Origin of the sequence: Nitratireductor sp. XY-223 (genome assembly GCF_004959855.1) — a bacterium.
Taxonomy (GTDB): Bacteria; Pseudomonadota; Alphaproteobacteria; order Rhizobiales; family Rhizobiaceae; genus Hoeflea_A.
In genome coordinates, this window is record NZ_SPNT01000002.1 from 890,077 (window position 1) to 907,802 (window position 17,726).

16 protein-coding genes and 1 riboswitch are annotated in these 17,726 nt (G+C 63.3%); of the genes, 11 read left to right on the forward strand and 5 right to left on the reverse strand.

Annotated elements, in window-relative coordinates; translation table 11 throughout:
• Nucleotides 1-9 precede the first annotated feature (9 nt).
• Together E4M07_RS10780 and E4M07_RS10785 are read left to right on the forward strand one after the other, a co-directional pair.
• Entirely contained in the window at nt 10-1,167 is a 1,158-nt protein-coding gene (locus E4M07_RS10780; protein WP_136658296.1) for a M24 family metallopeptidase, read from the forward strand.
• A gap of 1 nt (nt 1,168) precedes the next feature.
• Nucleotides 1,169-1,966 (forward strand): carbon-nitrogen hydrolase family protein, encoded by a 798-nt coding sequence (locus tag E4M07_RS10785; protein ID WP_136658297.1) that lies wholly within the window; start codon nt 1,169-1,171, stop codon nt 1,964-1,966.
• 12 nt (nt 1,967-1,978) lie between these two features.
• On the opposite strand, the gene E4M07_RS10790 is transcribed toward E4M07_RS10785, so the two are convergent.
• The 4 genes from E4M07_RS10790 to thiB all read right to left on the reverse strand — a co-directional run bounded on the left by E4M07_RS10790 (nt 1,979) and on the right by thiB (nt 6,961).
• Entirely contained in the window at nt 1,979-3,469 is a 1,491-nt protein-coding gene (locus E4M07_RS10790) for a M48 family metalloprotease (protein WP_136658298.1), read from the reverse strand.
• Between the two features lie 131 nt (nt 3,470-3,600).
• Entirely contained in the window at nt 3,601-4,320 is a 720-nt protein-coding gene (thiQ, locus tag E4M07_RS10795; protein ID WP_348640518.1) for a thiamine ABC transporter ATP-binding protein, read from the reverse strand.
• Nucleotides 4,317-5,945, reverse strand: a complete 1,629-nt coding sequence (gene thiP, locus E4M07_RS10800; RefSeq protein WP_136658299.1) for a thiamine/thiamine pyrophosphate ABC transporter permease — start codon at nt 5,943-5,945, stop codon at nt 4,317-4,319. The genes thiQ and thiP overlap by 4 nt, the downstream gene beginning before the upstream one ends.
• Nucleotides 5,945-6,961, reverse strand: coding sequence for a thiamine ABC transporter substrate binding subunit (thiB, locus tag E4M07_RS10805; RefSeq protein ID WP_136658300.1), 1,017 nt, complete (start codon nt 6,959-6,961; stop codon nt 5,945-5,947). The genes thiP and thiB overlap by 1 nt, the downstream gene beginning before the upstream one ends.
• A gap of 38 nt (nt 6,962-6,999) precedes the next feature.
• Nucleotides 7,000-7,105, reverse strand: a riboswitch (TPP riboswitch).
• A gap of 64 nt (nt 7,106-7,169) precedes the next feature.
• Here thiB and E4M07_RS10810 point away from each other — a divergent pair.
• The 9 genes from E4M07_RS10810 (at nt 7,170) to dctP (ending at nt 17,130) form a co-directional block, all read left to right on the forward strand.
• Nucleotides 7,170-7,823: a thiamine diphosphokinase gene (locus E4M07_RS10810; protein WP_136658301.1), complete on the forward strand. Its 654-nt coding sequence runs from the start codon at nt 7,170-7,172 to the stop codon at nt 7,821-7,823.
• A 3-nt stretch (nt 7,824-7,826) separates the two neighbouring features.
• The gene (locus tag E4M07_RS10815) at nt 7,827-9,650 is read left to right on the forward strand and encodes an ABC-F family ATP-binding cassette domain-containing protein (RefSeq protein WP_136658302.1); all 1,824 of its coding nucleotides are present in this window, start codon (nt 7,827-7,829) and stop codon (nt 9,648-9,650) included.
• A 90-nt stretch (nt 9,651-9,740) separates the two neighbouring features.
• Entirely contained in the window at nt 9,741-10,583 is an 843-nt protein-coding gene (locus tag E4M07_RS10820; RefSeq protein ID WP_136658303.1) for a MoxR family ATPase, read from the forward strand.
• Nucleotides 10,584-10,635: 52 nt separating this feature from the next.
• A complete protein-coding gene (gene metA, locus E4M07_RS10825) occupies nt 10,636-11,562 on the forward strand; it encodes a homoserine O-succinyltransferase (protein WP_136658304.1) in 927 nt (308 codons plus the stop codon).
• Between the two features lie 21 nt (nt 11,563-11,583).
• Nucleotides 11,584-12,768 (forward strand): VWA domain-containing protein, encoded by a 1,185-nt coding sequence (locus tag E4M07_RS10830; protein ID WP_136658305.1) that lies wholly within the window; start codon nt 11,584-11,586, stop codon nt 12,766-12,768.
• A gap of 9 nt (nt 12,769-12,777) precedes the next feature.
• The gene (locus tag E4M07_RS10835) at nt 12,778-13,794 is read left to right on the forward strand and encodes an aldose epimerase family protein (RefSeq protein WP_136658306.1); all 1,017 of its coding nucleotides are present in this window, start codon (nt 12,778-12,780) and stop codon (nt 13,792-13,794) included.
• Between the two features lie 200 nt (nt 13,795-13,994).
• Nucleotides 13,995-14,582 carry a TRAP transporter small permease subunit gene (locus E4M07_RS10840; RefSeq protein WP_169054164.1) on the forward strand — a complete coding sequence of 196 codons (588 nt, stop codon included), beginning with the start codon at nt 13,995-13,997 and terminating at the stop codon, nt 14,580-14,582.
• Between the two features lie 5 nt (nt 14,583-14,587).
• Complete coding sequence (locus E4M07_RS10845) at nt 14,588-15,877, forward strand: TRAP transporter large permease (protein WP_136658307.1); 1,290 nt, start codon at nt 14,588-14,590, stop codon at nt 15,875-15,877.
• Nucleotides 15,878-16,089: 212 nt separating this feature from the next.
• Nucleotides 16,090-17,130, forward strand: a complete 1,041-nt coding sequence (gene dctP, locus E4M07_RS10850; RefSeq protein WP_136658509.1) for a TRAP transporter substrate-binding protein DctP — start codon at nt 16,090-16,092, stop codon at nt 17,128-17,130.
• A 99-nt stretch (nt 17,131-17,229) separates the two neighbouring features.
• On the opposite strand, the gene E4M07_RS10855 is transcribed toward dctP, so the two are convergent.
• Nucleotides 17,230-17,721, reverse strand: a complete 492-nt coding sequence (locus tag E4M07_RS10855; RefSeq protein WP_136658308.1) for a tetratricopeptide repeat protein — start codon at nt 17,719-17,721, stop codon at nt 17,230-17,232.
• Nucleotides 17,722-17,726 lie beyond the last annotated feature (5 nt).

The following is a 17,726-nucleotide window of genomic DNA, read 5'->3' on the forward strand; positions in this document are numbered from 1 at the left end:
GTGACGGTGATGCTGGACCAGGCCCGCATGAGAACCGAGAACCTGCAGGCGAGGATGCGCGCGCACGGTATTCGCAAGGCGATATTCACGGACGAGAGTTCCATCGCCTATCTCGCCGGTTTCTGGGGCTATCTCGGCATCGAATTCGGACGGCCGACCATACTGGTGGTCGATGCCGACAGCGCACCGGTCGTCATCACGCCGCTGATGGAATCCGAAATGGTCGGCGAAATGACCTGGGTCGAGGACATCCGGGTATGGGAGGACGCCGGGCAGCGCAGCTGGAGCCGCGCTCTCGGCGAGGCCGTCGGGGACGATCCGGGGCAATTGTGGATCGAGCGCGACCACATCCCGGCAATCGTGCGCAACTATCTTGACGAGGCTTATGCCGACGCCGCGTTGCGCGACATCTCGCCCGTCCTCGGCGAAATGCGGATGATTAAGTCCGATTTCGAGATTGAAATCATGCGGCAGGCGGGTGCGATCGCGGGCGCGATGATGGCGGCCGCCCATGCCTCCCTGGCGGAAGGGGCGCATGAATATGAATCGGCCATTGCGGTCATCGACGCGGGCTCTCGCGCCGCCGCCGAATTCCTGACCGACCGGGGCTGGGACCGTTTCGTCTCGCCGATGATCCACAATCTGCAGATCCTGCAGAGCGGCTCGGACACCTCCATGGTTCACCGGCGCGCAAGTGTCAGGGCCTATGCGAAATTCGACCCGGTCTATTTCTGCTTCTGCAATATGGCGCAGTTCAAACAGTACAAGCTCGGTTTCGACCGCATGTTTCATATCGGCGGCGTGACCGACGAGGCGGCCCGCGTCCAGGAGGTGGCGATCGCCGCGCAGCAGGCCGCGATCGCGGCGATCCGTCCGGGCGCGATCGCGGAGGACGTGGCGGCGGCGGCCAATGCTGTCTACCGCGATCGCGGCTACGAGACCGGGTACCGCACCGGGCGATCCATCGGCGTTGCCTATCTTGAGGCGCCGGAACTGAAGGCCGGCGACAAAACGGTGCTGCAGCCGGGCATGACATTCGCCGTCGACGGCGGGATCTCGGTCGACGGCGTGACCGCCGGGCGGATCGGCGACTCGGTCGTCGTGACCGATGGCGGCAGCGACTACATCACCGAATATCCCCGCACGATCCTTCTGAGCGACGGTTAGAATGCAGGACGCTCTGAATGTCGCCGTCGCCCAGAGTCCCGCCGACCTGCACGGTCCGGACGAGCGCCTGGCGTGGCTGGAAGAGACCGTCGCGGGCCTAATCGACCGGTCGGTCGACCTGCTGGTGCTGCCTGAGCTATTCGTGTGTGGGTACAATGTCGGAGACGCGATCGCCGGTTGGGCTGAAAGCCAGGACGGGCCGGCATTGCGCCGGATCGGCCGGCTTGCCCGGGACTGCCGGACCGCGATTGCCTTCGGCTATGCGGAAAAGGAATCGGACCGGATCTACAATTCGGCTGCCTGCATCGCGAAGGACGGAACCGTCATCGGCACGCACCGCAAGCTGCTCCTGCCGCCGGGATTCGAAAGCGACCATTTCGATCGCGGCGCCGGCTGCTCCACCTTCATGATCGGCGCCTTCACCGTAGCGCTGCTGATCTGCTACGACGCCGAATTCCCGGAAGCGTTCCGGCGCGTTGGCGCGGCCGATCTGGTGCTGGTGCCGACGGCGCTCGCCGCCGAGTGGGGCGTGGTCGCCGACCGGGTGATCCCGACGCGCGCCTTCGAGAACGGCCAGTTCGTCTGCTATGCGAACCACGCCGGTACGGAGCGCGGTCTCGAATATCTGGGGCGCAGCTGCATCGTTGCCCCGGACGGAAAGGACCTGGCGCGCGCCGGCGGCGGTGAGGGGTTGATTTCCGCGCGGCTCGAATTGGATCGCGTCGCCAGGGCGAGGGCGCGGCTGCCCTACCATCGCGACCGTTGCGATCTGCCCTGGGACGTCACGATCGCGCTGTGAGCGCAACACGCATCAGCGATCGGTGACGATCTTGATTTCCTGTCCCGCAGAAAGGCTGGCACCGGGCGACAGCGCGTTGAGCAGCTGGAAAAGCTCGAGACGGCGATTGGTGCCGCGCATGCGGCCGGCCAGGCCGGCCACGGTTTCGCCGGCCCTGACCGTGTGAAGGCGAACCCTGAGCGGTTTCAGGGAGGCGACCTCCGACGATGACATCTTGCGGAACGAATTGCGGACACTTTGCGCGGTGGGCTCCAGGGCCGGACTGCCTTTCGGTGCCGCTGTCAGAAGCCTGTAAATCCGGTTCTTCACGCGGATGACCGTTACGTCGAAATCCCATTTCTCGGCGGAAGCCCGTGCTGTCGCCGCATCAAGTCCGTTGACCCTTAGCGAGCGGATCGTTGCCGGCTGGAGACCGCTGACCCAGCCGCTGGCGATGTAATTGGTCAGGGACTTGCGCCGATTGTCGGTCACCCCGTCGAAGCGGATCGCAATGTCGCCCGGACCGGTTGCCAGAACCGCCTGAGCGGTGTTGTCGATCTGGAACCCTTTCGGGACGCTGAAGCGGATGCCGAGATTGGGATGCAGGAACGTCAGTCCGCGCACATAGCCCTCGTTGGGGCTGTCGCCATAAAGCAGTCCGTTGATGCCCTTCAGATACATGTCGCGGTCGCGGATGCCGGTGCCGGGTGGACCGAAGGCACGGGCATGACGCTCGGCCAGCTGCAGCCGCTTCGGCGCGTCCGGATGGCTGGAGAGAAAATCGAGGCTCTGGTCGGCACCGGCGTCGCCGGCGCGGAAGCGGCTGTAGGCCTCCATCGAGCGCAGGAAGCGGGCGGCGGCGTAGGGATCGAAACCGGCCTGGCCCAGCATGCGCACGCCGATCACATCGGCCTCCAGCTCCTGTTGGCGCGAGAAGGCCGCCAGGCGCAGCTTGCTGCGCGCGATCACCTGCTGCCCGTCTATCTCGTTGGAGAGGACCTCGGCGGCAACGCGGCTCGCCAGGACCTCGGCCTCCTCGGCGCGCTTGCGCTGCAGGCCGTGATTGGCGGTAACATGGGCCATCTCGTGGGCGATGACCGCGGCGACCTCGGAGGAATCGTTGGCCAGGGCAAGCAGTCCACGCGTCACATAGAGATAGCCGCCCGGCAGCGCGAACGCATTGACGGCCGGTGAGTTGAGGATGGTGATGCGGTAGGTTTGCTTGGGGTTTTCCGACACCAGCGTGAGGGCGCCCACGATCCGCGCCAGCAGGCGCTCGACCTTCGGATCGCTGTATTCGCCGCCATAGCTGGCGACGATGCGCGGATGTTCCTGGGCGCCGAGACGGGCGCGCGGGTCGTTCTTCTCGAGCCGCCCGACGGTCTGCGGATTGTCCGACGGACCCACATTCGGCGAATAGGTCTCGTTGAGCAGCGTCTGGCAACCGACCAGCCCGAGGCAAAGGATCGCGGCGCACAAGGCTCTCGCCGCCGACTTGCGCGGCGTGCGTGGCCCTGGCGTCATGCCGCGGTATCCGTCTGTTTCGGGCGAATGTGTGATGGAATCGGCGCCTTGTCGGTTCGCGTTGATAGGAGCGGGCTCAAGTGATTGTCGTCGCCTGTCCCAGTTGAACAGTGCGATTCGGCGGATGCGGCCTATTTTTCACCCTGACCGAGGTAATCGGCAAGACCTTCAATGTCGCCGCGCCTAAAAAAACCTTCGGACGGGCCGGTGGCGACAATCCTGCCCTTGTCCAGGAAAACAATGCTGTCTGCAATCGCCGCAGCCTCGTCGGGCTGGTGAGTAACGATCAAAACGGTCATTCCTGTCTCGACCTGCAATTCACGGACCAATAGCAGCATATCGCGGCGTAATCGAGGCCCTAGCGCTGCAAATGGCTCGTCAAGCAGCAAGACCGGCCTGCGGCGCACGAGCGCCCGTGCTATGGCGACGCGCTGGCGTTCGCCGCCGGAAAGGCTGCCCGGCATGCGGCTTTCGAATCCGGCAAGTCCGACGCGCTCGAGCGCTTCGGCGACACGCGCCCGATCAGCCGGGTCCGCGGTTATGCGCGGCCGTATCCCCAGACAGATATTGGTGGCGACGTCGAGGTGCGAAAAAAGGTTGTTCTCCTGGAACACCATGGTCACCGGCCGGTCGGACGGATCGTCGTTTGTAACATCGGTTTCGCCGATAAAAAGCCGCCCCTCACGGGGCGTTTCAAAGCCGGCTATAAGATCGAGCAGCGTCGACTTGCCGGCACCGGACGGGCCGATCACCGCGGCGATGGTTCCGGCGGCGACGTGTGTGTCGAAGCTGAATTCGAAATCGTCGCGGCTCAGGGTGACCGCGTTCAGATCCACCGTCTTGCCGATCACAATTGCGCCCCCGATGAAACCCGGCCCCTGTCGGCAATGACCATCAGCACAAGGCAAACAAGCCCCAGAAGAAGCGCCAGACCGGCGGCATCGTTCGTCCTGTAGCTGCCCATGCGCTGCAGCAGCAGATAGGGCAGCGTGACGACGTCCTGGCTGCCGAACAGCGCAATCGCGCCGAGATCGCCGAGCGACAACGCCATGGCGAAAGCGGTCGCCAGCAGGAAGGCGCGGCGAAGACCCGGCCAGTCGACAAGGACGAGGCGGTTCAGCCCGGAAATGCCAAGCGACGCCGTAAGCCGTGCCGTGCGGGCCATATGGGTGGTATGGGCGGGTTCGAGAACGCGGATGACGAAGGGGAGCGCCATCAACGCGTTGACGGCCACGACGATCAGCGGGGCAATGGCAAAGACATCGACGTGGCCGCGCAACAGCACGAACCAGCCGGCGCCAAGAACAATGGGCGGCACCAGCAGCACGAGGCTGGACGCTGCCGCTGCGGCGGCGCGAAAGCCCCGTGCCCAGCCGTGCCGCGGCGCAAGCGGCAGGGCAGCGTGGCGGGCGCGCACCAGGGTCATTGCCATCGATACGGACAGGAGCGCGGCAACAACGGCGATCAGCAGGCTGGTAGTCACCGCCCGCCAGACGATCGGCTCTCCAAGCAGGCGGCCGAAGTCGGCGAGCAGGCCGGCAACGGCAATGGAAACGAGCGGCGAGACCAAAAACAGCGCGGCAATACCGATCAGCCCGAAATCCGCGGCGACCGCGGCTGGGCTTTTCCCGGGATGGCGCCGGACCCGGTGCCCGATGGTGGCGCCCTCCTCGGGCGCGCCGCCGAGCCATGTCAGCAGGATGAGAAGGAGCGACGTCAAACCCAATTGCAGAAGCGCCAGAATGACGGCGCGCTGCGGATCGAAGTCGAAGCGCAGCGCCTGGTAGATCGCCACCTCGATGGTGGTGGCGCCTGGGCCGCCGCCGAGCAGAAGCACCAGCGTGAAACTGGTGACGCACAGCATGAATACGAGGCCGCAGACCGGGGCCAGGTGGCTGCGGATGAACGGCCATTCGATCAGCCGGAACACGGTCCAGGGGTCGAGGCCGATCTGCGCGGCGTTGCGCCACTGCTCGGGCGGAACCCGCTCGAGCTGCGCAAGAAGGAGACGGGCCGAAAGCGGCAGGTTGAAGAAGACATGGGCGAGCAGGATGCCGGTCAGGCCGTAGATGGAGACCGGCTGTTCGAGGCCGGCGGCGAGAAGCACCGAGTTGAAAATCCCCTGGCGGCCCCAGATCTCGATCAGACCGAGCGCGGCAACGATGGGCGGCAGGCCGATCGGAACGGCAAGCAGGCGAATAAGCCAACTGCGGCCGATGAACGCCTGCCGGCGTGCCAGCGCCCTTGCGAGCGGGATTGCGAAGGCAACGGAAAGCAGCGTCGACAGGAACGCCTGCAGCAGCGTAAAGCGCGTGACTTTCCAGATATAGCTGGTGAACAGCGGACTGCCGTCATCGGCAGCGCCCACGGCGGTCGTCAGGAGCGCGACGACGGCGGCGCCGATCACCGCCGCCATGGCACAGAGCACAAAGAGCCCTGCACCAATGTTGGCCTTGATCCGGCGCCGTTCGATCATCAATCGCTCATGACCGCCAGCCACTCATCGACCCAGGCCTTGCGGTTTTTTGATACTTCGTCGGCGCTGAACAACAGCGTCTTGTCCGGATGGACGAGCTCTCCAAACGCGGCCGGCAGCGGTTCCGACATCTTGCCGGCGGGGAACATCCAGTTGGTCGTCGGGATCGCATTCTGGAAATCCGGTCCGGTCATGAATTCGAGGAACTGGCGGGCAAGCTCCTTGTTCGTCGAGGACTTCACCAGCCCAGCCACTTCGATCTGCATGTAGTGGCCCTCCTCGAACGCCGCGGCCCGGTAGCGGTCGGTGTCTTCGGCGATCATGTGATAGGCCGGAGAGGTGGTATAGGACAGAACCATCGGCACCTCGCCGGCGGTGAATAGGCCATAGGCCTCCGACCAGCCCGGCGTCACGGTCAGGACCCGCTGCTTCAGTTTCTCCCAGGCCTGCGGTGCGGCGTCGCCATAGACGGCCTTGACCCACAGAAGCAGGCCGAGGCCGGGCGTCGAGGTGCGCGGATCCTGGATGGCGATCTTCTGGTTCGGATCGCCCTCGACGAGCGCCTTCAGGCTCGCCGGCGAGTTGTCCAGGGCGTCCGTATCGTAGACGACGGCGAAATAGCCGTAGTCATAGGGAACGAAAACATCGTCGCTCCAGTTGCCGGGTACGTCGACATTCGATTGATCGATGCCGCTCGGCTCGAACAGGCCGGTTTTCTTCGCCTCGGTGACCAGGTTGGTGTCGAGGCCGAGCACGATATCGGCCTTCGTCGTTTCGCCTTCGAGCTTGAGCCGGTTCAACAGGGCGACGCCATCGGCGATGCCGACCCAGTTGAGGGTGCAGTCGCACTGTGCCTCGAATGCCTCCTTGACGACCGGGCCGGGGCCCCATTCGGCAACGAAGCTGTCATAGGTGTAGACCGTCAGTTCGCGGTCGTCGGCAACGGCGCCGGTCGCTGAAGCAATGCTGGCAAATGCTGCGAAGGCAGCGGAAAAAAGGGTTGTCCTGGCAGGCATGAGCGCCTCCTTCATCTGGTTTCTTCGGGAAAAAGGCGCTTTGACATGCGTCTAATCCCTCCGCCGGTACGAGCCGGATCAGGTTCTTCGGGTTGGCAAAGCCTCTCAGCCAGCGTCGCCACGCTGGCACCCCGTTAGAGCAACAACCGTCTTAGTGCGGCCGTTCGGCGCTGGCAAGTGGGCAAAAAGCTGCTATGTGCTTCGATCGATGGACCAAAAGACCACATTTTTGATCCTGCTCGGCGGGAATCTGGAAAAAACGGCGCGGCTGCGGGAGCAGATCGCGGACGCGCGGGTGATCGCCGCGGACGGCGGGATGTTCCACGCCCATGACCTGAAATTGAAGCCCGAAGTGTGGGTCGGCGATTTCGATTCCTCGCCGCCCGACCTGCAGCAACGGTGGTCGCGCACGCCGCGCAAGCCCTATCCGGCGGCCAAGAACCTGACCGACGGCGAGATTGCCGTCGAGGAGGCGCTGGCGCTTGGCGCGCAGCGGATCGTCCTGGCCGGTGCACTCGGCGGCGAGCGCAGCGACCACGCCTTTTTTCACATGGCGCTCGCCTGCGCGCTGAAAGCGCGCGACATCGACGTGCTGCTGACCTCCGGGCTTGAAGAAGGCTGGGCGCTGGGCACCGGATCGTGCACGATCGACCTGCCGGCGGCATCGATGTTCTCCATCCTCAATTTCAGCGACGTGTCGGCGCTCAGCATCGCCGGTGCGCGCTACGGGCTTGAGGACCACGATCTCGATTTCGGCTCGTCGCGGACGATCTCCAATGTCGCCGAGGGGCCCGTCACCGTGACGCTCGGTTCGGGAACCGCGCTGCTTTTGGCGCGGCCCTTCGATTTGTCGGGCGAGTAAACGATGGCGCCGCCGATCCTCAAGCTCGACGATATCCACCTGACCTTCGGCGGAACGTCCTTGCTCACCGGCGCCGACCTGCAGATACAGGCGGGGGACCGTATCTGCCTGGTGGGACGCAACGGATCGGGCAAGTCGACGCTCATGAAAATCGCCGCGGGCATTGTCGAGCCGCAGTCGGGGACCGTGTTCACCCATCCGGCGACGACCGTGCGCTATCTCGAGCAGGATCCCGATTTCGGCAGCTTCCTGACGGTTCGCGCCTATGCCGAGGCCGGTCTCGGTCCCGGCGACGATCCGCACCGGGTCAGCTATCTCCTGGAGCATCTGGGGCTCGCCGGCGACGCCGATCCCGAACGCCTTTCGGGCGGCGAGGCGCGCCGCGCGGCGCTTGTCCGGGCGCTGGCGCCGCAACCGGACGTCCTGCTGCTCGACGAGCCGACCAACCACCTCGATCTGCCGGCAATCGAATGGCTGGAGGAAGAGCTCGCCCGCAGCCGGAGCGCGCTGGTGATCATATCCCACGACCGGCGCTTCCTTGAAAACACGTCGCGCGCCACCGTGTGGCTCGACCGCGGCGTCACCCGGCGTCTTGAACAGGGCTTTGCGGCATTCGAGACCTGGCGCGACGGCGTCCTCGACGAAGAAGAGCGCGAGCAGCACAAGCTCGGCCGGGCGATCGTTCGCGAGGAACACTGGCTGCGCTACGGCGTCACGGCGCGGCGCAAGCGCAATGTGCGGCGGCTCTCCGAACTCAAGGAAATGCGCGCCCGGTTCCGCGGCCATCGCGGGCCGGAAGGCACCATCGCAGCGTCGGCAGCCGCGGCGCGCGATTCCGGCAAGCTGGTGATCGAGGCACGGTCCGTCGGCAAGTCCTTCGGCGAGCGGAAGATCGTCGCGGATTTCTCGATCCGCGTCCAACGCGGCGACCGGATCGGCCTGGTCGGGCCCAACGGCGTCGGCAAGACGACGCTTCTGAAGCTGCTGACGGGCGAACTCGCACCGGATGCGGGGACGGTGCGGCTGGGCGCCAATCTCGAAATCACAACGCTTGACCAGCGGCGGGCGGCGCTCGATCCGGACGAGACGCTGGAGCATTTCCTGACCGACGGGCGCGGCAGCTCGCTCGTCGTCGACGGCCGGCAGCGCCACGTGACCGGCTACATGAAGGATTTCCTGTTCCAGCCCGAACAGGCGCGCACGCCCATCCGCGAGCTGTCGGGCGGCGAACGGGCGCGGCTGATCCTTGCCCGCAATCTTGCACGACCCGCCAATATGATCATCCTCGACGAGCCGACGAACGATCTCGACATGGAAACGCTCGATCTGCTGCAGGAGATCGTTTCGGGATTTCCCGGAACGGTCATACTCGTCAGCCACGACCGCGATTTCCTGGACCGCACGGTCACCTCGACCATCGCGCCGGCGAATGCCGATGCACCCGACGGGCGCTGGCTTTTATATGCGGGCGGCTACAGCGACATGATCGCGCAAAAGGGACAGTCGGGCCCGGCGTTTCCCGGAAGGCGCAAACGTGAGAAAGCGGCGGTGGCGAAGGATGCAAAGCCGGCGCCGGCCAGGGGCAAGCTCTCCTACAAGCAGAAATTCGCGCTGGAGACGCTGCCGGGGAAACTGCGCGACGCCGAGGCAAGGGCGGCGGAACTGGAAGGCCGGATGGCGGATCCCGGCCTGTTTGCGCGCGATCCGGACGGTTTCAACAGCCTGGCGGACGAACTGTCGGAACTGCGCGCCAGGATCGCGGCCATGGAGGAAGAATGGCTGGAACTGGAAATGCTGCGCGAAGACCTTGAAAAAGACGCTTCATGAGGGTGTTTCGTTGCGCCGGAGCGCAAAACTGTTCCCATTTGAACAAAACCCGCCTAATGTCCCGGCGAAAAAGATGCGAGAGTGAAAAACATGCAGTTTGAAGGCACAAGCGCCTATATCGCGGAAATGGACCTGAAGGTCGCGGTCAACGCGGCGATCACCCTGGAACGGCCGCTCCTGGTAAAGGGCGAACCGGGGACGGGCAAGACGGAGCTCGCAAAGCAGGTTGCCTCGGCGCTCGGTCTCGAACTGATCGAGTGGCACATCAAGTCGACGACCAAGGCGCAGCAGGGCCTTTACGAGTATGACGCCGTTTCGCGGCTGCGTGACAGCCAGCTCGGCGACGACCGGGTCAATGACGTGCGCAACTACATCAAGCGCGGCAAGCTCTGGGACGCCTTTGCCTCGCAGGAGAAAGTGGTTCTCCTGATCGACGAGATCGACAAGGCCGATATCGAGTTTCCGAACGACCTGTTGCAGGAACTCGATAAGATGGAGTTCTTCGTTTACGAGACCGGGGAAACGGTGCAGGCGGTGCAGAGGCCGGTCGTCATCATCACCTCCAACAACGAGAAGGAGCTGCCGGACGCCTTCCTGCGCCGCTGCTTCTTCCACTACATCAAGTTCCCCGATGCGACGACGCTGCAGAAAATCGTCGATGTGCATTATCCCGGCATCAAGCAGGAACTGGTGAGCGCGGCGCTGACCCAGTTCTACGAGATCCGCGACGTGCCGGGCCTGAAGAAGAAGCCGTCGACGTCCGAGGCGCTGGACTGGATCCGGCTTCTTGTTTCCGACGATGTCGCGCCCGCCGACCTGCGCGGCAGCGCCAAGAATGCACTTCCCCGATTGCATGGTGCATTGCTGAAGAATGAACAGGATGTCCACCTGTTCGAACGCCTGGCATTCATGGCACGGCGCGACGGCGCCTGATAAAAACGTACTTCGTTTTCCATGAAATCCATGCCATCAGATCGACAGTTCCATGCCCATCAAGATTCCAGACCAGCTGCCTGCGCGAAAAACGCTTGAAAACGAAGGCGTGACGGTCATGACCGAGACCGCCGCGATCCGGCAGGACATCCGGCCGCTGCAGATCGGGCTCTTGAACCTGATGCCCAACAAGATCCGCACCGAGGTGCAGATGGCGCGGCTGCTCGGCGCGACGCCGCTGCAGGTGGAACTCACCCTCGTGCGCATCGGCCGACACAAGGCCAAGAACACGCCGGAGGATCACCTGCTGGCGTTCTATCACACGTGGGACGAGGTCAAGCACCGCAAGTTCGACGGCTTCATCATCACCGGTGCGCCGATCGAGCTGCTCGAATTCGAGGAGGTCGCCTACTGGGACGAGATGACCCGCATTCTGGACTGGACCGTGCACAATGTGCATTCCAGCATGAATGTGTGCTGGGGGGCGATGGCGGCGATCCACCATTTCCACGGGGTGCCGAAGTATTCCCTGAACGAGAAGGCCTTCGGCGTCTACCGGCACCACAACCTCAATCCGGCTTCGCCCTATCTCAACGGCTTTTCCGACGATTTCCAGATCCCGGTGTCACGCTGGACGGAGGTCCGCGACAGCGACATCGACCCGGAATCGGGGCTGGAAGTGCTGATGAAATCCGATGAAACGGGCGTGTGCCTGGTGCATGAGGCCTTCTGCAACCGCCTCTACATCTTCAATCATATCGAATATGATTCCTTCTCGCTTGCCGAGGAGTATCAGCGCGATGTGTCGCAGGGAAAGCCGATCCATATTCCGCATAACTATTTCCCGGATGACGACCCTGAAAGCGAGCCGCAGAACCGCTGGCGCAGCCACGCGCACCTTTTGTTCGGGAACTGGATCAACGCGCTCTACCAGTCGACGCCGTATGACATGTCCCTGATCGGGGCGGATCGGAAGTAGCAGCAAGAAAGGGAAACGCGCATGTTCATACCCTTCTTCCTGGAATTGAAGGCCGCGAAGGTCCCGGTGTCGCTGCGTGAATACCTGACGCTTCTGGAAGGCATGGACGCGCGCCTCGTGCCGTACGACGTCGAGGGTTTCTACTATTTGGCGCGCTCGGCGATGATCAAGGACGAGCGCTATATCGACCGCTTCGACCGGATCTTCTCGCAGGTCTTCCGCGGCGTTGAGGCGGTTTCCGGCGAAGCCGGCCCGGAAGCGGTCGAACTGCCGGAGGAGTGGCTGCGCAAGCTCGCCGAGAAGCATCTGAGCGAAGAGGAAAAAGCGCTGATCGAAAGCCTCGGCGGTTTCGACAAGCTGATGGAAACGCTGAAGAAACGCCTGGAGGAGCAAAAGGGGCGGCACCAGGGCGGCAGCAAGTGGATCGGCACCGCCGGCACCTCGCCCTTCGGCGCCTACGGCTACAATCCGGAAGGCATCCGCATCGGCCAGGACAGCAGCCGCAACAGGAGCGCGGTCAAGGTTTGGGACAAGCGTGAGTTCCGCAATTTCGACGATTCGGTGGAGCTCGGCACCCGCAACATCAAGGTGGCGCTGAAGCGCCTGCGGCGCTGGATCCGGGCCGGCGCCCAGGAAGAATTCGACCTCAACGGCACGATCCGCTCGACCGCTGAGCACGGCTATCTGGACGTCCAGACCCGGCCGGAACGGCACAACGCCATAAAGCTCTTGATGTTCTTCGATGTCGGCGGCTCGATGGACGGCCACGTGCGGGTCGTCGAGGAGCTGTTCTCGGCGGTGCGCTCCGAGTTCAAGCACATGGAATACTACTATTTCCACAACTGCCTCTACGAGGGTGTGTGGAAGGACAACCGCCGCCGCCACAGCGAGGTGCTGCCGACCTACGAGGTGTTGCGCACCTACGGTTCGGATTATCGGGTCATCTTCGTCGGCGATGCCTCGATGAGCCCCTACGAGATCGTATATCCGGGCGGCGCGGTGGAACACTGGAACGAGGAGGCCGGCGAAGTCTGGCTTCGCCGCGTGCTCGACCATTTCAACAAGGTCGTGTGGATCAATCCGACGCTCGAGAAGCACTGGGGGTACACTCATTCCATCGGGCTGATCCGGGAGATCTTTTCCGAGCACATGTACCCGCTGACGCTGGCGGGGCTGGAAGCGGCCACCCGCGAATTGTCGCGATAGGGGCGGGCGATGGCGGCTGAACCGGTGCTTTTCGGCAGGACGCATGACGGGGAGCCGGTTCACAGCCTAAAGATCACCGGCGGCGGGCTGACGGTCGACCTGATGAGCTGGGGCGCCGGCATTCGGGACCTGCGCATGGACGGGCACGATGCGCCGCTGGTGCTCGGCTTCGAGGAATTCGAACATTATCCGGTCCATTCGCCCTATTTCGGCGTGACAGCGGGCCGCTACGCAAACCGCATCGCGCATGGCCGCTTCACGATCGACGGCACCGGCCATCAGCTCGACCGCAATGAAAAGGGCGCCAACCACCTGCATGGCGGTACGCGCGGCATCGGCAGGCGGGTCTGGTCGATCGCAGAACATGGCGCGGATTTCTGCCGTTTCGAGATCGCCGATCCCGACGGCCATATGGGCTATCCCGGCAATTGCGGCATTTCATGCACCTATCGCCTGAAACCGGGCGGTGTGCTGTCGGTGGTGCTCGAGGCCGAAACCGACCGGCCGACCCTGTGCAATCTCGCCCACCACAGCTATTTCAATCTCGATGGTGGCGACACCATTCTCGACCACGAGGCGATGATCGCGGCGGATCACTACCTGCCGGTCGACGGCGAACTGATCCCGACCGGCGAGATCTGCGCTGTTGCCGGTACGGAATTCGACTTCACCGAGATGCGGCCGATCCGGTTGGGCGGGCGCGAGACGCCGTTCGGCTACGACCACAATTTCTGCCTCTCGGATGCACGCGGACCGAAGCGTGCCGTGGCGCTGGTCCGCAGCCTGTGCTCCGGCATCGCCATGGAAGTGTGGACGGGCGAACCCGGCCTGCAATTCTATACGGGACTGAAGCTCAACGTTCCCGTGCCGGGGCTGGACGGGCGCCGTTACGGATCCTGCGGCGGCTTCTGCATGGAGAGCCAGGTGTGGCCCGATTCCCCCAATCATCCGCAATTTCCGAGCGCGGTGTTGCGGCCGGGGACGCGCTTGCTGCAGGAAACGGACTATATTTTTTCCCGCGAGTAGGCCGGTAAAACGCAACAATTGCAGATGCTTAAGTTTGTCCGCGGTGCAGCGCCGCGGGTGATCGCGCCGGCCTGCAGCTTGACAGGCGCGTCAGAGTAAGGCCCATTAATATATATTATATAAGACTCTGCGGCGGCGATGTCCCGTTTGGGAGGATGCGACATCTGCGCGGCCCGCGGACGTATTTGCGGGGGAGGATCATGGCCGCGATTATCGCCATCATAAGACCGCTGGCATGGATCAACACGATGCTGCTGCGCATCGGACGCAATATCGCCTGGGTGGCGATGGGGCTGATGGTGCTGATCATCGTTTTGCAGGTCGTCTTCCGCTACGTGCTGAACGACGCATTGTCGTGGTCCGAGGAGGCGGCGCGCTTCCTGATGCTGTGGATGACGGCACTGATCGCGCCCAGCGCCTATCGTTGGGGCGGCTTCGTTTCGATCGATCTTGTCCATGACATGCTGCCGAAACGTGTCGGCAGCATCCTGGCGCTGATCCTGCTGCTGATCAGCCTGATGGTGCTCGTTGTCGCTATTCAGCTCGGCTACAACCACGTCAATTCCGGATGGCTGTTCGCTTCGCAAACGCTCAAGCTCGATCTGAGTTCCATGGGATGGGGAATCGTCCGCGTCAAGCAGGCCTGGATGTACATGTCCGTGTTCGTGGGCGTCATCTTGCTGACGATCGTGAATATCGAGCTTTGCCTCAAAACACTCGCCGGGATCATCGATCCCACCCGTGAAGTGCCGGCGGACCAGGATCACCTGGTCATCACAGCGGAGTAGGCCCGATGCTGTTTTTCTTCCTTCCGCTGTTCCTCGTCTTCCTGATGGTCGGCCTGCCGGTGTTCTTCGCCCTGCTCGCTGCGCCGGGAATCCTGCTTTGGCTGGCCGATCAGCCGCGCGACTTCGCGCTGCTCTACAAGAACGTCTACAACGGCATGAACTCGTTTCCGCTGATGGCCATTCCGTTCTTCATGCTGGCCGGCGAGCTGATGAACCGTGGCGGCATCACGCTGCGCATCGTCGAGTTCAGCCAGTCGCTGATGGGGCACCTGCGCGGCGGGCTCGCGCATGTGAATATCCTGTCTTCGATGCTGTTTGCGGGCCTGTCCGGCTCCGCGGTGGCCGACACGTCGGCGCTGGGCTCGATGCTGATCCCGGCGATGGAGAAAAACGGCTATACCCGCAGGTTTGCAGCAGCCATAACCGCCGCGTCTTCGGTGATCGGTCCGATCATTCCGCCGTCCGGCATCATGATCATCTACGCCTATGTCATGGGCGAATCCGTGGCGGCTCTCTTCCTCGCCGGCATCGTCCCCGGTGTCCTGGTCGGCGTCGGCCTGATGCTGATGACCGCCTATCTGGCGAAATCCAATGATTTCCCGGCAGCGGCGCCGCGCGCCAGTTACCGCGAACGCGGGCTTGCCTTCAACCGGGCGTTCTTCCCGCTGATGACGCCGGTAATCATTCTCGGCGGCATTCTGGCCGGTGTCTTCACGCCGACCGAGGCTGCCGCGGTTGCCGCCGTCTACGCCTTCATCGTCTCCATGTTCATCCTGCGGACGATGGTCTGGGCCGATCTGCCGCGGGTGCTGATCAAGGCGTCGCTGACGACGTCGGTCGTGCTGCTGCTGGTCGGTGCGGCGATGGCGTTCAAGACCGTGGTCAGCCTCAGTCACGCGCCGGAAATCCTTGCCGGGTTCATCCTGAGCCTGACGGAAAACCCGTATCTGCTGCTGTTCCTCATCAACGTGCTGCTGTTCATCGTCGGCATGTTCCTGGATGCCGGCCCGGCGATCATCATCCTCGGCCCCATCCTGGCGCCGATCTTCACGGACCTCGGTGTGCATTCCGTGCATTTCGCCATCATCATGAGCGTTAACCTGACCGTCGGTCTGGCCACGCCGCCCATGGGGCTGGTGTTGTTCGTGGCGTCGAGCGTCTCGGGGGTGAAGGTGGAGACGATCGCCAAGACGATCCTGCCGTTCCTGGCGGTCGAGATCCTGGTGATTTTCCTCATCACCTACTTCCCGCCGATATCCATGGCGGTGCCGGAGTTCTTCGGCTTCATCAAGTAACGGGGCCGGGAAACAGGGAACGGGAAACCACGAATATGGGCCGCAGGGCGTGCAGCAGAGCCTGTGCGCTTGACAAGCGACGGTCAGTCTTTAATCTTATATCTTATATAAGACTTACTTATATAGGACTGCCTGCGATTGACTTCGGGAGGATCCAAATGATCGCGAAAGGGACTGCAAAATTCTTGGGCGCATTGGCGCTCGGCCTGTCGATGACCGCCATGTCCACCGTAATGGACGGAGCGATCACAACCGCCGGAGCCGCCGATTTCAAGCTGCGCGCGACCGCCAACTCGAACGAAAACGACGAAGACTATGACGGTCTGATCGTTTTCAAGGACTATGTCGAAAAGGCATCCAACGGCGCCATCGAAGTCGAGCTGTTCATCGGGACGCAGCTTTGCTCCAACGGCGCGGAGTGCCTGCAGGGCATCTCCGACGGCACCATCGATATCTATATCTCCACCTCCGGCGGTGCGTCGGGCATCTTCCCTTACGTGCAGGTGCTCGATCTGCCCTATCTGCTGCGTGACGACCGGATCGCCGAAGAGGTGCTGAGCGAAGGCAGCTTCACGCGCGCACTGCGCGATCTGGCGCTTGACGATTCGGGTGGAACGATCCGCCTGATGACCATCGGCAACACCGGCGGCTGGCGCAACTTCGCCAACACCAAGCGGCGGGTGCAGTCACCGGGCGACATGGAAGGCCTGAAGATTCGCACGGTGGTCGCCGACCTGCCGCAGGAACTGGTGAAGGCGCTCGGCGCGTCGCCGACGCCGATCCCGTGGCCGGAGCTGTTCACGTCCTTCCAGACCGGGGTCGTGGAAGGTTCGAAGAACGGCATTACCGACATCATGGGCATGAAGTTCCCGGATGCCGGCCTGAAATACGTGACCCTCGACGGCCACGCCTATATGGGCGCGTTGTGGTGGATGAGCAACGACACCTTCATGTCGATGCCTGAAGATATGCGCCGCGTCGTGGTCGACGGATTTGCAGCATTGCAGCAGGCAACCTTCGCCTCGCCCAAGCGCAAGTCCATCCAGGCCTATTCCGATTTTGTCGCAGAAGGCGGAGACCTCTATGTGCCGTCGCCTGAGGAAAAGGCTGCCTTCAAGGAGGCCGCGGCGCCGGTCTATGAATGGTTCAAGGCCAATATCGACAACGGCGAGGCCGCATTCGTCGCGCTGACCGAGGCCGCCTCGGGTGCCGAGGCGAAAATCGACGGCAATGCCGATATGGACATCAAATAGGCGGACCCGAACGGTTTCGGGCACTGCCCGAACCTGACGGACGAACACAAAGGCCGCACACACCGTGCGGCCTTTTGCGTACGGACCGGATGATAACCTTCAGCGGAAGGGGTACATCCAGGGTTTGTAATCATTGATGAGGATCTGCGCGTGCTCAATCTGATCGGGCGTCATTTTCTTGACCACTTCCTCGAGGCTGATCGCCGCATCCGGGTCGCCGCCGATCGCCGAGAGCACGTACCACATGTAGGCGCGCACCAGGTCGGGCTGCGGCATGCCGCGTCCGATCTCGTAATACCAGCCGACGCCCGACTGCGCGCCGGGGTGCCCCTTCATCGCCGAGCGCAGATACCATTCGAAGGCGCGCACGTCGTCGCGCGGAACGCCAAGGCCCATGGCGTACATGATGCCAATCAGTTCCTCAGCGTCGGCGTTTCCCGACCGGGCGGCCGGAAGCAGTTCCTTCATCGCCTCCTCGAAGCGGCTTTCCTCCATCAGGTCGCGGGCAGACTCTATGTCCGCATGCGCCGGCGCTGCGGAAACAGCACCCGCGAAAACCAGCGCCGCGATGAAACTGACCGATTTGCCCATATGCC